This is a genomic window from Vandammella animalimorsus, assembly GCF_002285285.1.
Taxonomy (GTDB): Bacteria; Pseudomonadota; Gammaproteobacteria; order Burkholderiales; family Burkholderiaceae_C; genus Lampropedia; species Lampropedia animalimorsus.
The window spans coordinates 505,539-520,433 of the sequence record NZ_NSJF01000001.1; the positions used below are offsets into that span (position 1 = coordinate 505,539).

Below are 14,895 nucleotides of genomic sequence, written 5' to 3' on the forward strand. Positions count from 1 at the left end.
AAGGTAATGCTGTATCCATAATGAGAGGCGAGATTTTTAATATAAATTTTTGCTGCCAAAAATAGGCTCTTTAAAGAATTCCATTAATGTTGAAGTATTCTGGCGGCACCCCAGATTGCATCAAGATCTTAAAGTATACCTGCCTTAATTAAATTGATTGTCAATACTTTTTTAATAAATCCTTGATTTTATGTTAATGGTAATGAAGGCAATGTAACCATAGCAAGAGTGGTGCGGCATGCCACGCCACTTAGTAGTCCTGAAAACCCCTTCCGCCCCGTACCCTGCCTTGCGCTTCGATCCCAATTCGGTATGCCGAAAATGTCGTTTTTCGATAATTTCCCTTTCTTTTTCTTGCAGTCTCGAGTCATTGCATACGCCAGCGCCCCGTTGCCGCCGGCACAGCTAATGCCTGCGGTGAAGTGCTGCTTCCATCTCGGCTATAGAGCCTGATCGACCTGTGCGATCCCCTCTAGCCTGGCTGTCACCGACTTTGCAGCCCAAGCCACACCCAGGCGGTGGCCGCCGCCCGCACACTGTGCCCTGCCGGTGTGGCTGACGGCCGAGTTGCTGAATCTCAAGCACGCGCATCGCTTCCGCGAAAAGCAGGTGCGAACGCGCTGGTTGGGAAATCTCTATTGGCAGCTCTTCATCGGTGAAGTGCTGTTTCAGGCCACACGCTGCCGTGCAAGCCCCAGCTCACTAACCCGCTGGCCTCAGCGCCTGAGCAAAGCCTGCATGGAAGAGCCTTTGGAGAAGACCATTGCCGCTGCGCGTGCGATCAAGGCCGTCGATGCCAGCGAACTCTCGCGTCTGATCGTGGGCAGTACCGTATGGAAAAGGCCATCGCCCACACGTCGACAGCCGCCTGCCAGGTGCTGCGCCCAGCGCACCGTGCGCAGTAGTCGGGTGATCCGCGGCATTGGGTGGGAACTGCACAGGCTTAACAGGCTGCTGAAATACTGAATCGACAGGCGGAAAAGCCTCAGACTTGCCGCCTCAAGCCATCGTAAGTCGTTGATTTATGGTCGGCGAAGGGGAACTGAGGGCATCTGTTGGATGTTTTTCGCCCATCTTCGGCAGTATTTCAGCAGCCTGTTAAGGCACTGATAGGCAACGGCATGTAGCTGCTCAACACACGTTGTTTCCACAAACTTCCTGCTGGGTCACTAATGGTGAATGGCTCTTGGCCAGGCGAGAGCGATGGAAGTTGTAATGGTGCAGCCAAGGCGCGAGCTCGTCAGCACGAGGTGCTGAGCTGGGATAACGGTCTGCATAACCCCATTCGCGCAAAGCAGTTTGGGTAAGGCGCTTGGCCTTGGCATTGGTGCTGGGTGTAGATGGTCAAGAGCGAAAACGCTTGATCTTCAATCACCCCAGCAAATTAGCAAAGCACCGTGATGTGTGGGTTACACCATCGTCGGTCATTACCCGCTGGTTCATCACCTCAGACGGTGGTAGTCACATGGTGCGGTGAGCAGTGGTACAGGCGCTCTCGGCAATTTCATCGGGCTGCGCCCTGCAGAAGTTGGCGCTAAAGCGCCAGTGATCTATCGATGGTCACACTCAATGCCAACCAGGCCTCGACCGGGGCATGACTGGCTCTTGCTAGCGTGCTACTTGACAACAAGCCCACGCGCTCGGCAATTCGGATATAGGTCAATTGCTGGTGTGCTCAGGGCCACGGTGCGCTCAAATCTTGCTTGCATCAGTGTGCCGAGGAGTGTGCTGGGGGCGTGAGCCGCAATTCAATAGGTCCGCCTCAGCTTCGGGTGGCAAAGCTGCGCTGCCACTTGCGCGCAGTGCGGCAACTGATACCAGCGGCCTGAGTTGCTGTGACTAAGCCCAATAAGGCAAACTGAGAGACCAGGTGGGCTCGTCCTTTGGGCATCAGTGAAGCATTCTTATGGGTGTTCATCCAGGGACTCCTGAAGCAGGTGGTTGGGCTTGAGAACCTCCATCTTGCTTCACTCGGGTGAGCAATTTGTTGGGAAACGACACTGCTCATATTGCTGTGTTATGACCCGAGTAGAAATGCCGTTCACTGGGTTGGTGAACGGCATGACCCAAAGGCTGGATGTTTTGTCATCTTGCTTGGGCAAACTGCAGTGGCAGCGCCGACTGCATCAGCCCTGGCCGCCCTGGCAGGCAGGGGTGGCCGCATCCCAGGCGTCGAGTACGGCGCCGCGGCTGGCGCTGGCGGCGTTGTGGGCGAATTTGGCCAGCACGCCACGGGTGTAGCGCGGCGCGGGTTGCTGCCAGTGCTTGCGGCGCTCGGCCAGCTCTTCGTCGCTGACGTGTACTTGCAGCAGCAGTTGCTTGGCATCGATGGTGATGGTGTCGCCCTCGCGCACCAGGCCGATGGTGCCGCCCACGTAGGCTTCGGGGGCGACGTGGCCGACCACCATGCCCCAGGTGCCGCCGGAGAAGCGCCCGTCGGTGATCAGGCCTACGCTCTCGCCCAGGCCTGCGCCGATGAGCGCGCCGGTGGGGGCGAGCATTTCGGGCATGCCGGGGCCGCCTTTGGGGCCGAGGTAGCGCAGCACCATCACGTCACCGGCCTTGATCTTGCCCTCCAGAATGGCTTGCAGGGCCGATTGCTCGTCGTCGAACACGCGCGCGGGGCCGGTGATGGCGGGGTTTTTCAGGCCGGTGATCTTGGCCACCGCGCCTTCGGGGCTGAGGTTGCCGCGCAGGATGGCCAGGTGGCCCTGGGCGTACAGAGGCTTGTCGATGGGGCGGATGACGTCCTGATCGGCGCGCGGCGCATCGGGCACCTCGGCCAGGGTTTCGGCGATGGTCTTGCCGGTGATGGTCATGCAGTCGCCGTGCAACAGGCCTGCGTTGAGCAGGATTTTCATGACCTGCGGAATGCCGCCTGCGCGGTGCAGATCGACGGCCATGTATTTGCCCGAGGGCTTGAGGTCGCAGATTACGGGCACTTTCTTGCGGATGCGCTCGAAGTCGTCGATGTTCCAATCCTCGATGCCGGCTGCGTGGGCGATGGCCAGAAAGTGCAGCACGGCGTTGGTGGAGCCGCCGGTGGCCATGATGACGGCCACGGCGTTTTCCAGTGCCTTGCGGGTGACGATGTCGCGCGGGCGCAGGTTGTTGCGGATGGCTTGCAGCAGCACTTTGGCCGATTCCTTGGCGGAGTTTTGCTTCTCGTCGTGCGGGTTGGCCATGGTGCTGGAGTAGGGCAGGCTCATGCCCAGGGCCTCGAAGGCGCTGGACATGGTGTTAGCCGTGTACATGCCGCCGCACGAGCCGTTGCCGGGGATGGCGCGCTGCTCGATTTCTTTCAATTCCTCATCGCTCATGTTGCCGGCGGCGTTCTGGCCCACGGCCTCGAACACGCTGACGATGTTCAGGTCCTGATCCTTGTAGCGCCCGGGCAGGATGGTGCCGCCGTAGACATAAATAGCCGGCACGTTGGCGCGCAGCATGCCCATCATGCCGCCGGGCATGTTCTTGTCGCAGCCGCCGACGACGAGCACGCCGTCCATCCATTGCCCGCCCACGCAGGTCTCGATGCAATCGGCGATGACTTCGCGGCTGACCAGCGAGTACTTCATGCCCTCGGTGCCCATGGACATGCCGTCGGAGATCGTGGGCGTGCCGAAGATTTGCGGGTTGCCGCCCGCTTGCCGGATGCCCTCCACGGCCGCATCGGCCAGGCGTTGCAGGCCTGCGTTGCAGGGCGTGATGGTGGAGTGGCCGTTGGCGATGCCGACCATGGGCTTGTCGAAATCGCTCTCGGTATAGCCCAGCGCGTAGTACATGGAGCGGTTGGGCGCGCGCGATTTGCCCTGGGTGATGTGGGCGCTGCGCTCGTTGGCGGGGCGGATGGGGATGGTTTTTTGCTCGCTCATGGTCTTTCTCGGGGTGGGGCAGGGGCGATGCGCGGGCGGGCGGGGCCCGCTCACGAAAAGTGTCTATTGTGCCGCCTGCTGTGGCCTGGGGCGAGCTTGCGCGGGCCTGTCTGACTTTGCCGCGGTCTTCTTCCAGCTTGCGAACGGCCTCAGGGCTTGGGGCTGGCGGCAGTTGCTCACTGCCCGACATCAGCGCCTGAGATATAAGCTCATGCCATGCCGTTGTGTAGCCTTGATCACAATGCGCTGCATGGGCGCCCCGGTTGGGCGGGCACCGATGGAGAGTCACTATGAACATTCGCAACATCAAGCGCCGCGCGGCGCTGGGCGCATTGGCTTTGCTGGGGGGCGCGGCCACGCTGGCCGTTTCTGCCTGGGCCAGCGGCGGGCAAAAGCTGCCTGAGCAAACCACCGCGCAAGCAGCACAGTCAGCCGCCAGCTGGCCTGCGCAGCCCATCACACTCATCATGGCTTTTCCCGCCGGCTCGGGCGTGGATGTGATTGCGCGGCTGATTCAAGAGCCGCTGGCCAAGGCCCTGGGCCAGCCCATCATCATCGATTACAAGCCGGGTGCGGCCGGCAACATCGCCAGCGAGTTTGTCGCGCGCGCCAAACCCGATGGCTATACGCTGGCTTTTGGCACGGCGGCCACGCATGGCAGCAATGCTGCGCTGTACAAGAACCTGCCCTTCGATGTGGAGGCCGACTTCGTGCCCGTGGCGCCGATCAACGATGTCTCCAACGTGTTGACCATCAACCCCGAGGTCATCGACGTGAAGAATCTGGCCGAGTTCGTGGCCGAGATCAAGGCCCATCCGGGCAAGTACAACTTTGCCTCCACCGGCAACGGCACGGGCACGCACATGGCCTTTGCCGAGTTCAACTCGCGCCTGGGGCTGGACATGGTGCACGTGCCCTACAAGGGCGGGCCGGACGCCATTGGCGCCGTGTTGCGCGGCGAGACCTGCTGCATCATGAACCAGGTGCAGACCGTGCTGCCGCACGCCAAGGCGGGCAAGGTGCGTCTGCTGGGCGTGACCACGGCCCAGCGCGTGCCGGCCGTGGCCGACGTGCCGCCCATTGCCGACAGCGGCCTGCCCGGCACGCAGGGCTTTGACAGCGCCATCTGGTTTGGCGTGTTTGCCCCCAAGGGCACGCCCGCGCCCATCGTGCAGCGCCTCAATGCCGCCATCACGGGGGTGCTAAAGCAGCCTGCGATGCGCGAGCGCATCGAATCCATGGGCAATGCCGTGCGCATCGAAACGCCCGAGCAGTTCGCCATCACGGTGCGGGACAATCGCCGCAAGTGGGCGGAGGTGGTCGAGGCTGCCAAGGTGCAGATCAACTGAGGCCCGCATTGCCATGCCAGCAAGCGATCTTTCAACCATTCCTCCCTCCAGCCCCAGCGCCCCAGAGGCTGCCTGGGCCGAGCGCATCCTGCCGCCTGTGCCGCCACAGGCCCTGGCCAGCGCGCGCGATACGGCAGCGCTGGCGCGCCTGGCCCAGCAGGCGCGCGCCGATCTGGCTCGGCTGAACTGGCCCGTGCCAGACTGGTCGCTGCCTGCGGCGCAGCCCGGCGGCGGCCATGCGCTGGACGTGCTCATCGCCGGCGCCGGCATGTGCGGCCAGACCGCTGCCTTTGCCCTGATGCGCGAGGGCATCGGGCGCATCCGCCTCATCGACCGCGCCGCGCGCGGGCAGGAAGGCCCCTGGGGCACCTACGCGCGCATGCTCACGCTGCGCAGTCCCAAGCACCTGACCGGGCCCGATCTGGGGGTGCCCAGCCTGAGCTTTCGCGCCTGGTACGAGGCGCAGCACGGCGCTGATGGCTGGGCCGCGCTGCACAAGGTGGGCCGGTTGGACTGGCGCGATTACCTGCTGTGGGTGCGCGAGACCGTGGGCCTGCCGGTGGAAAACGGCGTGCAGCTGCTGGACGTGGCGCACGAAGGCCCGCTGCTGCGCGTGCGCCTGCACGGCCCGCAGGGCGAAGAGACCGTCTACACCCGCAAGCTGGTGCTGGCGCTGGGCCGCGATGGCAGCGGCGCGCCGCGCTGGCCGCATTACCCCAGTCTGCGCCGTGATGACCCCCTGGCCGCTGGACGGGTGTTTCACAGCGCCGATGCCATCGACTTCGCCGCGCTGGCTGGTCGCCACGTGGGCGTGTTGGGCGTGGGCGCCTCGGCCTTCGACAACGCCGCTTGCGCGCTGGAGGCCGGCGCGCGCGTGACGCAATTTGCCCGCCGCGCCCAACTGCCGCAGGTCAACAAGAGCAAATGGACTTCGTTCCCTGGTTTCTTCCACGGCTTCGAGCGGCTTGATGACGCGCAGCGCTGGCGTTTCTACACCTACATCTTCAGCGAGCAAGTGCCACCGCCTTGGGAGACCGTGCGCCGCTGCGATGCCCATGCCGGTTTCAACCTGCAGCTGGGCCAGAACTGGCTGGACGTGGCGCCCGATGCGCACGGCGTGCGCGTGAGCACGCCGCAGGGCCAGCAGCGCTTTGATGCCGTGATTTTCGGCACCGGCTTTGACGTCAACCTGCTCGACCGCCCCGAGCTGGCCCCCTACGTCAGTGCCATCGACACCTGGGCGCAGCACGTGCCCTCAGACGAAGCCGCCAGCCACGCCGAAGCCGCGCGCTTTCCCTACCTGGGGCCGGGCTTCGAGCTGCGCGCCAAGGCCGGCCAGCCGCAGGAGGTGGCCCAGGCGCTGGCGCGCATGCACCTGTTCAACTGGGGCAGCACCCTCAGCCACGGCGCGCTGGCCGGCGACATCCCCGGCCTGGGCATTGGCGCGCGCCGCCTGGCCGCGGCCATCGCCAGCGATCTGTTCACGCTCGATGCCCAGGCCCACTGGCAGCGCCTGCTGGCGCACGACGAGCCTGAGCTCAAGGACACGCGCTGGTACGTGCCGCCCCTGTCCCAGCCCTGAGCTGAAACAGGCCCATAGTTTTCCCCTTGATGGCTGCCTGCCGCAGCCCCATCACCGCCTTGCCATGACCATCAACGCCTCCGAGGGCAGCGCCACGCTGGCCTGCTACTACAGCCTCTCTTCCCCCTGGGCTTACTTCGCCGGCCCGCAGCTGCAAGACATCGTGCGCCGCCACCGCGTGCGCCTGGTCTTCAAGCCGTTTGACTTCCAGGCCGTGGTGCCGCAGACCGGCGGCATCCCACTGCGCACCCGGCCTGCGGCACGGCGCAGCTACCACCAGGAAGAGCTGGCCCGCTGGAGCGATTACCTGGGCCTGCCCATCGTGCTGCAGCCGCGCCATTACCCGCAAGGCGTGCACCCCGACCCCCACTGGAACAAACACGCCGGCTGGATGCTGATTGCCGCCCAGGCCCAGGGGCTGGATGTGCAGGCCCTTTCGCACGCGCTGCTGCGCGCGCTGTGGCTGGAAGAGCGCGATACCGCTCTGGCCGAGGTGCGCATTGCCGTGGCCAATGAAAACGGCTACGACGGCGCAGCCCTGCAGGCGCTGGAGCAAGCCCCTGCCACCCAGGCCCTGTACCGTCAGTACACGCAGGAGGCTTTGGAGCAGGGCATCTTCGGCGCGCCCACCTACGTGCTGGACGGCGTGCGCTACTGGGGGCAGGACCGGCTGGGCTTCGTGGATCGAGCGCTGGCGCAGCGCACTGCCCGCCGCTGACGCGTGTGGCGCCCTGCAGGGTAGGCCATCCTGCAGATCAGGGCGGCTTGCGGTTTTGCGCCATTGCGCCTTGCAGCCCGGCCCGAGCCGCTGCCCACTCGCGCCTCGATCTTGAACAGGCGCTTAACAGACGTTCAAAAAGCCTGGCGATTGCCGCGCACCAGCGACATGAGCCGCGTGGCATTCAGGCCCTGCGCCTGCTGGCGCATGTCCGGCAGGTATTGCGTGTGCAGTTGGCGGCCATCCTGCAGCATGTGGGCGTAGCTGTCCTTGAGCATTTGCGCCGAGATGCTGCGCCCAGCAGCGTAGTACTGGTTGGCGACGTGGCCCAGCGCGTAGGTGGAGGCAAAGCTCATGCCGGAGCTGACGGCCTGCTTGCCCAGGCCGCCCAGCAGCCCCTTGCCCGCCTTGCCCAGCAGGCCGCCCAGCAACTTGCGCCCGGCCTGCTCCAGGTATTGCGAGGTCATGCCCACGCCGATGGTGGCCAGGAAGTCGCGGATGTGGCCCTTGTCCAGCTCGTAGCCGTAGCTTTGGCCGATCTGATAGACCAGGCGCATTTGCAGCGGGATGATGGCCATGGTGGAGAGCGACTCGGGCAGCAGCTCGATGGCGCCATTGAGCGTGGCGGCGCGCAGGATTTTTTGTCTCATGGCCTGCTCGTCGAGCGTGCTGGGGCGCCCAGCGGGCTGGGCCGGGGCCGCTGCCGGGGGCGCTGTCTGGGGCGTCATCGAGGCAGCCATGGCGCTGGTAGCGGCCAAGGGCGCGTCAGCGGCCGCTTGCAGCGGCGCCTGGGCCATGGCCTCGCCATCGTGCAGGGTTTGCTGGGCAAATTGTTGCTCCAATCCCAGCGCCTGGTGCAGCTCGCCCAGGAAGGCGCGCTCGCGCTCGCTGGTGCTGCCATCGGCATCGCAGACGCATACGGCCATCTCGTAGGCCAGTTGGCGGCTTTCCATGCTGGGCAGCCCGGCAATGGCCTGCGCCAGGTTGGTGCGCTTGAGCAGCACGTCCTGGTACAGCGTGGGCAAATTGACTTCATCGGCCTGGCTCAACCCCTCGGCGATGCGACGGATTTCCTCGCGCTCGCGCGCGTGCTTGTCGCTGTCGGCATAGGCGGCCAGCAGGCTGATGGTGAGGACGGAGCGGATTTCCTGGGTGGTCATGGTCATGGCGTGGCCTTGGCTGTGAAGGTGGTGAAATGCCGGTGCGCGCCCGGCGCGGGTGGGTGGGGGCAAGCCGATTGTCGGCGCAGATCAATGGCCGTGCCCGGGCGCGGCCAATGGGCAGGCAGGGGGCCTATACTCGACGCTTTTTCGCGCGGGCCCGCGCCGTGCATGCCAATGCAGGGCATGCTTGGCACAGCGGCCTGCAGTTCTTGGCGGATTGGCGGCTTTTCAAGCCCCATGATGGTGAAAATTGAAAACGACGCTCAAAGACGTGCGCGACCGCTACGACCAGTACGCGCAGATATACGACAAATTGTTTGGCCTGGTGCTGGAGCCAGGCCGCCGCGCGCTGGCGCAGGAGCTGCAGCGCAGGCCGCCGCAAAGCATTCTGGAAATCGGCGTGGGCACGGGCCTGCTGCTGCCGCTGTACCCGGCGCATGTGCCGGTCACCGGCGTGGATTTGTCGCCCGGCATGCTGCAAAAGGCGCGTGGCCGGATGGATCCGGCGCGCGCCGCGCCGGTGACGCTGCTGGTGGCCAACGGCGAATCGCTGCCGTTTGCCGATGGGCAGTTCGATTGCGTGACCTTGCCCTACACCTATTCGGTCACGCCCGATCCGCAGGCCTTCATCCGTGAAGTGCGGCGCGTGTGCCGCCTGGGCGGGCGCATTGTGGTGCTGAACCACTTCTCCAATGCCGGGCCGGTGTGGCGCGTGCTCGAGCGCATGGCCAAGCCTTTCACCAAGCGCATTGGCTTCGATTCGGACTTTGCCTACGACCAGCACATTGAGCATTACGACTGGCATATCCAGTCGGTGCGCCCGGTCAATGCGCTCAATCTCTCGCGCCTGGTGGTGATCGAAAACCGCTGATGCGCCAATGCGCCCGATGCATCAATGGCGCAGCGCATTCAGTCGGCAGGGTCGCGTCGTGAGTTTGGGCCTGGGCGCGCGCGGCGCGACTCGAAGAACAGCAGGTAAATCAGCGCGGCGATGTTGAGCAAGGCCAGCGTGAACCAGGTCAGGGCGTAGCTCAGGTGGTTGTTGCGAAATTGCAGCTGCGTCAACCCCGGGCGCGGCCAAATCTGGGCGGCGCTGCCCCAAGCGGCGGGCAGTGTGTGGCTGGGTTCGATCTGCTGCGCATCAACGAAATAAGGCGCTGTCACTTGAGTGGGCAGGGCCTGCGCGGCCGATAGCTCGGCCGGGTTGCGCTGGTACCAGCGTTGCTCGGCCGGGCGGTTGTCGCGCGAGAACCAATGCGGGCGCGGCGGCAGGCGCAGCAGGCCGGTGACCTGCACGCTGCGCTCGGCTTCGGCAGCTGGTGCGCTCAGGCGGGCGTAGTCCGGGCTGTGGCGCATGGCCGTGGGGATAAAGCCGCGGTTGATCCAGACCACGGCGGGCGTTGCGGCACTCACGCCAGTGCTGGCATTTGCACTGGTGTTTGTGTTTGTGCTGGCATCGGCAGGTTGCGACGCCAGTTGCAGCGGCGCCATGAGCCAGTAGCCCGGCCCCAGGTCGGTGTTGGCATAGACGGGGATGCTGCGCTCGGTCAGCAACTGGCCGGCCAGTTGCAGGCGTCGGTATTCGTCGCCAGCGCCCAGCTGCGGCCATTGCGCGGCGGCGGGCGGGGTCTCGGGGCTGGCCTGCACGCGCGCCTGCACGCGCGCGATCAGGTCTTTTTTCCAGCCCAGGCGTTGCACCTGCCAACTGCCCAGGCTGCAAAACAACAGCGTGTTCAGGCTCAAAAAGGCCAACAAGGCCCAACGTTTGGTTTTGGAAGGCGCGGCGGTGGCGGCGCCTGCTGCAGAGCGGGTGTCAGGCATGTGGGGGGAGTCTCAAATCTGCCATCTGCCGCGCGCCAGGGCGATGGCCGCGATGGCGGCGGGGCAGGGCGGGGGGCTGAATTCGCGCCCGGCGCTCATTCACGCCAGTGCGCGGCAATCCAGCGGGCCGGGCGGATGTAGCGAAAGCGGCGGTTGCGACGGCCGGCCAGGGCATCGGGCGGATTGCATTCGCCGTGGAAGATGACGATTCTGGCCTGCTCGGGGATGAAGGGCTCGCGCCAATAGTTGCTCGGCCAGGTGGGGATGCCGTGGTACTTGAAGCTGGGGCACCAGGGCTCTGGCCAATAGGCCAGCTGGCCCTGGCGGTACAGGTAGTCCGACAGATAGGCCTGCTCATTGCGAAACTGCTGCTGCACCTGGGCCACGTTGCGCTGGAAGTATTCCAGCACGTCCGGGTGGGCGCCGATCTCGAAGCGGTAGACGGAGGAATTGCCGGTGATGCGGCGGCGCTTCCAGGGCCGTGGGTAGTCGTGGATGATGCGAAAAGGCCCGGGCAGGGTGAAGAAGTCATCAAGCGGGCCGACGACGACCACATCCAGATCGAGAAACAGCGCCACGCCTTGCAGGCCATAGCGCTCGCGCAGATCGGGCGAGAACGTGGCCAGCTTTTTCCAGGCGCGGTCGGGCTGGCGCGGGTAGCGTTGCCAGTCCAGCTCGGGGATGGGGAAGCACTCGACCTCGGGGCGAATGCCCTGCACGTCGTCGGTCAGGCAGACGAAGCGAAACGCCCCCTGCAGGTGGCGCTGCGCCATGGCGTAGAGGCGGTTGACGTACTCAGGGCCGTATTTGCTGCCCCATTTCATGCACAGCACATGCCGCGTGGCGGCAGGGGCTGGGGTATCGTGCAAGCGCATGTCTGCGGCGTTGGGGTGGGTGGCGGCCTGCATCAATCCAGCGACTTCTTCTTGGCCGAGCTTTGGCGCGGCTTGGCCTTCTTGACATTGCCGCCGGCGGTCAGGCGCTGGTTGCCCAGCACGCGCACGTGCTTGATCTCTGGGCGCTGGCCGGCGCGCTTGCTGGGCTTGACGACCTTGACATCGGTGGGGGCCTTGCCGCCCGTGCCCGCTGCGCGGGCCTTGGGCGCCTGCGGGCGCCAGAGCACCAGCAGCTTGCCGATGTGCTGTACGGCGGCGGCGCCGAGTTGTTCGCACAGCTGCTGCAGATATTGCTCGCGCAGCTGGCGGTCGTCGTTGAAGACGCGGATCTTGATCAGGCCATGCGCTTGCAGGGCGGCCTGGACTTCCTTTTCGACGGCGGGGCTCAGGCCCTCCGCGCCGATGAGAACGACCGGGTCGAGGTGGTGGGCATCGGCGCGCAGGCTGCGGCGCTGGGCCGGGGTCAGGGTCAAGACAGTCATGGCATGATTATCGGCCATGCGGCCAGGCTCTCAGAGCCTGGCCGCCCTCTTTGACCATATCGCAAGGCGCAATCTGGAGAGCATCGATTCATGACGGGCAAGCACAGTCGTGCGGGCAACGCCGGCAAGACCGGCAAGGTCAACAAGGCCTGGCTGCACGACCATCTCAATGACCCTTACGTCAAGCTGGCGCAGAAGGAGGGCTACCGCGCCCGCGCGGTGTACAAGCTGCAGGAGCTCGATCAGGAGTTCCAGCTGCTCAAGGGCGCGCGCGTGGTGGTCGATCTGGGCTGCGCCCCTGGGGCCTGGTGCCAGTACCTCAGCCGCAAGCTGGAGCTGGGCCGCGCGGCGGCCGAGGGCGAGGCGGCAGGCCAGGGCGCAGCTGCTGCGCCGCTGGTGGTCGGGGTGGACTTGCTGCCCATGGAGCCGGTGGCCGGCGTGCATTTCATCCAGGGCGATTTTCAGCAGGACGAGGTGCTGCAGCGCCTGCAGCAGGCCGTGCAGGGCAGGGCTGTGGACCTGGTGGTCTCTGACATGGCGCCCAACCTCAGCGGCCATGCCGCTACCGATGGCGCGCGCGTGCAGACACTGGTGGAAATGGCCGTTGACTTTGCGCAGGCGCATCTGCACAGCGATGGCGCCATGGTGGCCAAGGTGTTTCACGGTCCTGGCTACGATGAGCTGGTGGCGCTGTTCCGCCAGACTTTTCGCAAAAGTCGGCCTTATAAGCCCAAGGCCTCGCGCAGCCGCTCGGCCGAGGTTTTTTTGATCGGCCAGGGTCTGCGTGGCGGGCAGGGCTGAGCGCCCATCGCCAGTTGCCATTCGCCCCTTGCACGACGCCAAGCACCGACCATTGACCAGCGACACGCACCATGCGCATTCCCTCCTCCTCATACCGCCCCATCGCCGACTTGCCCGACACCCTCATCAGCCAGATCGCGGCCGGAGAGGTGGTTGAGCGCCCGGCCTCGGTGGTGCGCGAGTTGCTGGACAACGCCCTGGACGCTGGCGCCAGCGAAATCCAGCTGCGGCTGTTGGCCGGCGGCATCCGCCACATCGTGCTGGAGGACAACGGTCGCGGCATGCCGGCCTCGGACCTGCCGCTGGCCATTCGCCGCCATGCGACCAGCAAGATCCGCAGCCTGGACGATCTGGAGTCGGTCACCACCATGGGCTTTCGCGGCGAGGCGCTGGCCGCCATCGGCTCGGTGGCGCAGCTGCGCATTGTTTCTCGCACAGCCAGCCAGCCCCAGGCCATGATGATCGATGCCGCCAGCGGCGTGCTCGAACCGGCCGCGCGGGCCGTGGGCACGACGGTGGACGTGCAGGAACTGTTCTTCGCCACGCCGGCGCGGCGCAAATTCCTCAAGGCCGAAAACACCGAGCTGGCACACTGCGTGGAGACCGTGCGCCGCCATGCGCTGGCCCGACCTGACGTGGGCTTTGCCATCTGGCACGGCGGTAAGCTGCAGCACCAGTGGCGCGCCGTGCCGTCGCAGGAGTCGCAGGATTCGGCGCAGCCGGCGCTCGCCGGCTTCAAGCTGCTGGAGCAGGCGCAGTGGGAGCGCCGCATTGCCGACATCATGGGCGCGGAGTTCATGGCCCATTCCGTGCCCGTCGCCCATGAGGAAGGGGGCGTGGCCGTCTATGGCCGCGCCGGCATGCCGACCCACTCGCGCGCGCGCGCCGATCAGCAGTACAGCTTCGTCAACGGGCGCTTCGTGCGCGAGAAAACCCTGGCGCACGCCGCGCGTGCTGCCTACGAGGACGTGCTGCATGGCCAACGCCAGCCGGTGTACGTGCTCTACGTCGAGATCGACCCGCAGCAGGTGGACGTGAATGTGCACCCGACCAAGATCGAAGTGCGCTTTCGCGATGGGCGTGTGGTACACGCCGCCGTGCGCCACGCGCTGGAGCGCGCCCTGGCGCCTTCACGGGCGCTGGCAGGCGCGCCACCCGCTGGCGCCGCTGGAATCGATGCCGCCATGGCCCTTGATGCGCCGGGCGGCATGGCCCAACCCATGGCGGCGCGATCGCCCTTGCCGCTGGCGCAGCAGCGCCGCCTGGGCTTTGCGGCCGACATCGAAAAAACCCGCCAGACCTTGGCCGCACTGTGGGGCGATGGCGGCAATGCGCGCATTGCCAGCCCCGTGGGCGAGACCGCTGCCATGGCGGGGCACCTGGCCCAGCAGCCCAAAGCGCCAGGCGCAGCGGCTTACTCCATGCCCACCGCAGGCGCAGCACCTCTGACGCTGCGCGAGTCGCCCCAGCCCTGGTCAACCCAGACTGAAGCCGGGGCCGAGGCGCAGCCCGAGTGGCCGCTGGGGCGGGCGCTGGCGCAGCTGCACGGCGTGTACATCCTGGCGCAGAACCAGCACGGCCTGGTGATCGTGGACATGCATGCCGCGCACGAGCGCATCGTGTACGAACGCCTCAAGCAGGCATTGCACGACGCCCACATCCCCAGCCAGCCGCTGTTGCTGCCCGCAGCCTTTGCCGCCACCGCGCTGGAGATGGCCACGGCGGAAAAGCACGCCCAGTTGCTGGTGCAGCTGGGTCTGGAAGTCACGCCGCTGGCCGCGCAGCAGCTGGCGGTGCGCTCCATCCCCTCTGAGCTGCGCCAGGCCGACCCCGTCGAGCTGGCGCGCAGCGTGCTGGGTGAATTGGCCCAGCACGAAGACCTGGGCATGCAGGCAGCGCCAGCCAGCGGCCCAGCGGACGGGCAGGGCGCGCTAGCCGCAGCGCCGCCCACCCAGCGCAGCGCCGTGCTGCAGCGCGCGCGCGACGAGGTGCTGGCCACCATGGCCTGCCACGGCTCGGTGCGCGCCAACCGCCAGCTGAGCATTGAGGAAATGAATGCCCTGCTGCGCCAGATGGAGGCCACGCCCCGCTCTGACCAGTGCAACCATGGCCGCCCCACCTGGCGCCAGCTGCGCATGGCCGAGCTCGACCAACTGTTCCTGCGCGGGCGCTGACCTGGGGGCTGACAGGGCGCTGCGTGGCCGCCGCAAT

At 65.9% G+C, this 14,895-nt stretch carries 12 protein-coding genes and 1 pseudogene; 7 read left to right on the top strand and 6 right to left on the bottom strand.

Features of this window, described 5'->3' with window-relative positions; all coding sequences use genetic code 11:
- Window positions 1–549: 549 nt before the first annotated feature.
- A complete protein-coding gene (locus tag CK620_RS13695) occupies window positions 550–966 on the top strand; it encodes a hypothetical protein (protein WP_143325875.1) in 417 nt (138 codons plus the stop codon).
- 165 nt (window positions 967–1,131) lie between these two features.
- Here the strand turns inward: CK620_RS13695 and CK620_RS14445 are convergent.
- Both CK620_RS14445 and ilvD read right to left on the bottom strand, forming a co-directional pair.
- Window positions 1,132–1,918, bottom strand: a pseudogene (locus CK620_RS14445) (leucine zipper domain-containing protein).
- A 208-nt stretch (window positions 1,919–2,126) separates the two neighbouring features.
- Window positions 2,127–3,872, bottom strand: a complete 1,746-nt coding sequence (ilvD, locus tag CK620_RS02175; protein WP_095548892.1) for a dihydroxy-acid dehydratase — start codon at window positions 3,870–3,872, stop codon at window positions 2,127–2,129.
- A 290-nt stretch (window positions 3,873–4,162) separates the two neighbouring features.
- On the opposite strand from ilvD, the gene CK620_RS02180 reads away from it, so the two are divergent.
- The 3 genes from CK620_RS02180 (at window position 4,163) to CK620_RS02190 (ending at window position 7,521) form a co-directional block, all read left to right on the top strand.
- The gene (locus tag CK620_RS02180; protein ID WP_095548893.1) at window positions 4,163–5,221 is read left to right on the top strand and encodes a Bug family tripartite tricarboxylate transporter substrate binding protein; all 1,059 of its coding nucleotides are present in this window, start codon (window positions 4,163–4,165) and stop codon (window positions 5,219–5,221) included.
- Between the two features lie 13 nt (window positions 5,222–5,234).
- A complete protein-coding gene (locus CK620_RS02185; protein ID WP_179290543.1) occupies window positions 5,235–6,803 on the top strand; it encodes an FAD/NAD(P)-binding protein in 1,569 nt (522 codons plus the stop codon).
- Window positions 6,804–6,867: 64 nt separating this feature from the next.
- A complete protein-coding gene (locus tag CK620_RS02190; RefSeq protein ID WP_095548895.1) occupies window positions 6,868–7,521 on the top strand; it encodes a 2-hydroxychromene-2-carboxylate isomerase in 654 nt (217 codons plus the stop codon).
- 134 nt (window positions 7,522–7,655) lie between these two features.
- Here CK620_RS02190 and CK620_RS02195 read toward each other — a convergent pair whose 3' ends face one another.
- On the bottom strand, window positions 7,656–8,681 hold the full coding sequence (locus CK620_RS02195) for a YcjF family protein (protein WP_095549113.1): 1,026 nt from the start codon (window positions 8,679–8,681) through the stop codon (window positions 7,656–7,658).
- 253 nt (window positions 8,682–8,934) lie between these two features.
- On the opposite strand from CK620_RS02195, the gene CK620_RS02205 reads away from it, so the two are divergent.
- A complete protein-coding gene (locus tag CK620_RS02205; RefSeq protein ID WP_095548897.1) occupies window positions 8,935–9,555 on the top strand; it encodes a class I SAM-dependent methyltransferase in 621 nt (206 codons plus the stop codon).
- Between the two features lie 38 nt (window positions 9,556–9,593).
- On the opposite strand, the gene CK620_RS02210 is transcribed toward CK620_RS02205, so the two are convergent.
- The 3 genes from CK620_RS02210 to CK620_RS02220 all read right to left on the bottom strand — a co-directional run bounded on the left by CK620_RS02210 (window position 9,594) and on the right by CK620_RS02220 (window position 11,883).
- On the bottom strand, window positions 9,594–10,505 hold the full coding sequence (locus tag CK620_RS02210) for an SURF1 family protein (RefSeq protein WP_095548898.1): 912 nt from the start codon (window positions 10,503–10,505) through the stop codon (window positions 9,594–9,596).
- Window positions 10,506–10,600: 95 nt separating this feature from the next.
- Entirely contained in the window at window positions 10,601–11,413 is an 813-nt protein-coding gene (locus CK620_RS02215) for a glycosyltransferase (protein ID WP_420894194.1), read from the bottom strand.
- Window positions 11,413–11,883 carry a YhbY family RNA-binding protein gene (locus tag CK620_RS02220; RefSeq protein WP_095541425.1) on the bottom strand — a complete coding sequence of 157 codons (471 nt, stop codon included), beginning with the start codon at window positions 11,881–11,883 and terminating at the stop codon, window positions 11,413–11,415. The genes CK620_RS02215 and CK620_RS02220 overlap by 1 nt, the downstream gene beginning before the upstream one ends.
- Before the next feature lie 90 nt (window positions 11,884–11,973).
- Between CK620_RS02220 and CK620_RS02225 the strand changes: the two genes are divergently transcribed.
- Both CK620_RS02225 and mutL read left to right on the top strand, forming a co-directional pair.
- Window positions 11,974–12,684 carry an RlmE family RNA methyltransferase gene (locus CK620_RS02225; RefSeq protein WP_095548899.1) on the top strand — a complete coding sequence of 237 codons (711 nt, stop codon included), beginning with the start codon at window positions 11,974–11,976 and terminating at the stop codon, window positions 12,682–12,684.
- A gap of 71 nt (window positions 12,685–12,755) precedes the next feature.
- Window positions 12,756–14,858 (top strand): DNA mismatch repair endonuclease MutL, encoded by a 2,103-nt coding sequence (gene mutL, locus CK620_RS02230; protein WP_095548900.1) that lies wholly within the window; start codon window positions 12,756–12,758, stop codon window positions 14,856–14,858.
- Window positions 14,859–14,895: the final 37 nt, after the last annotated feature.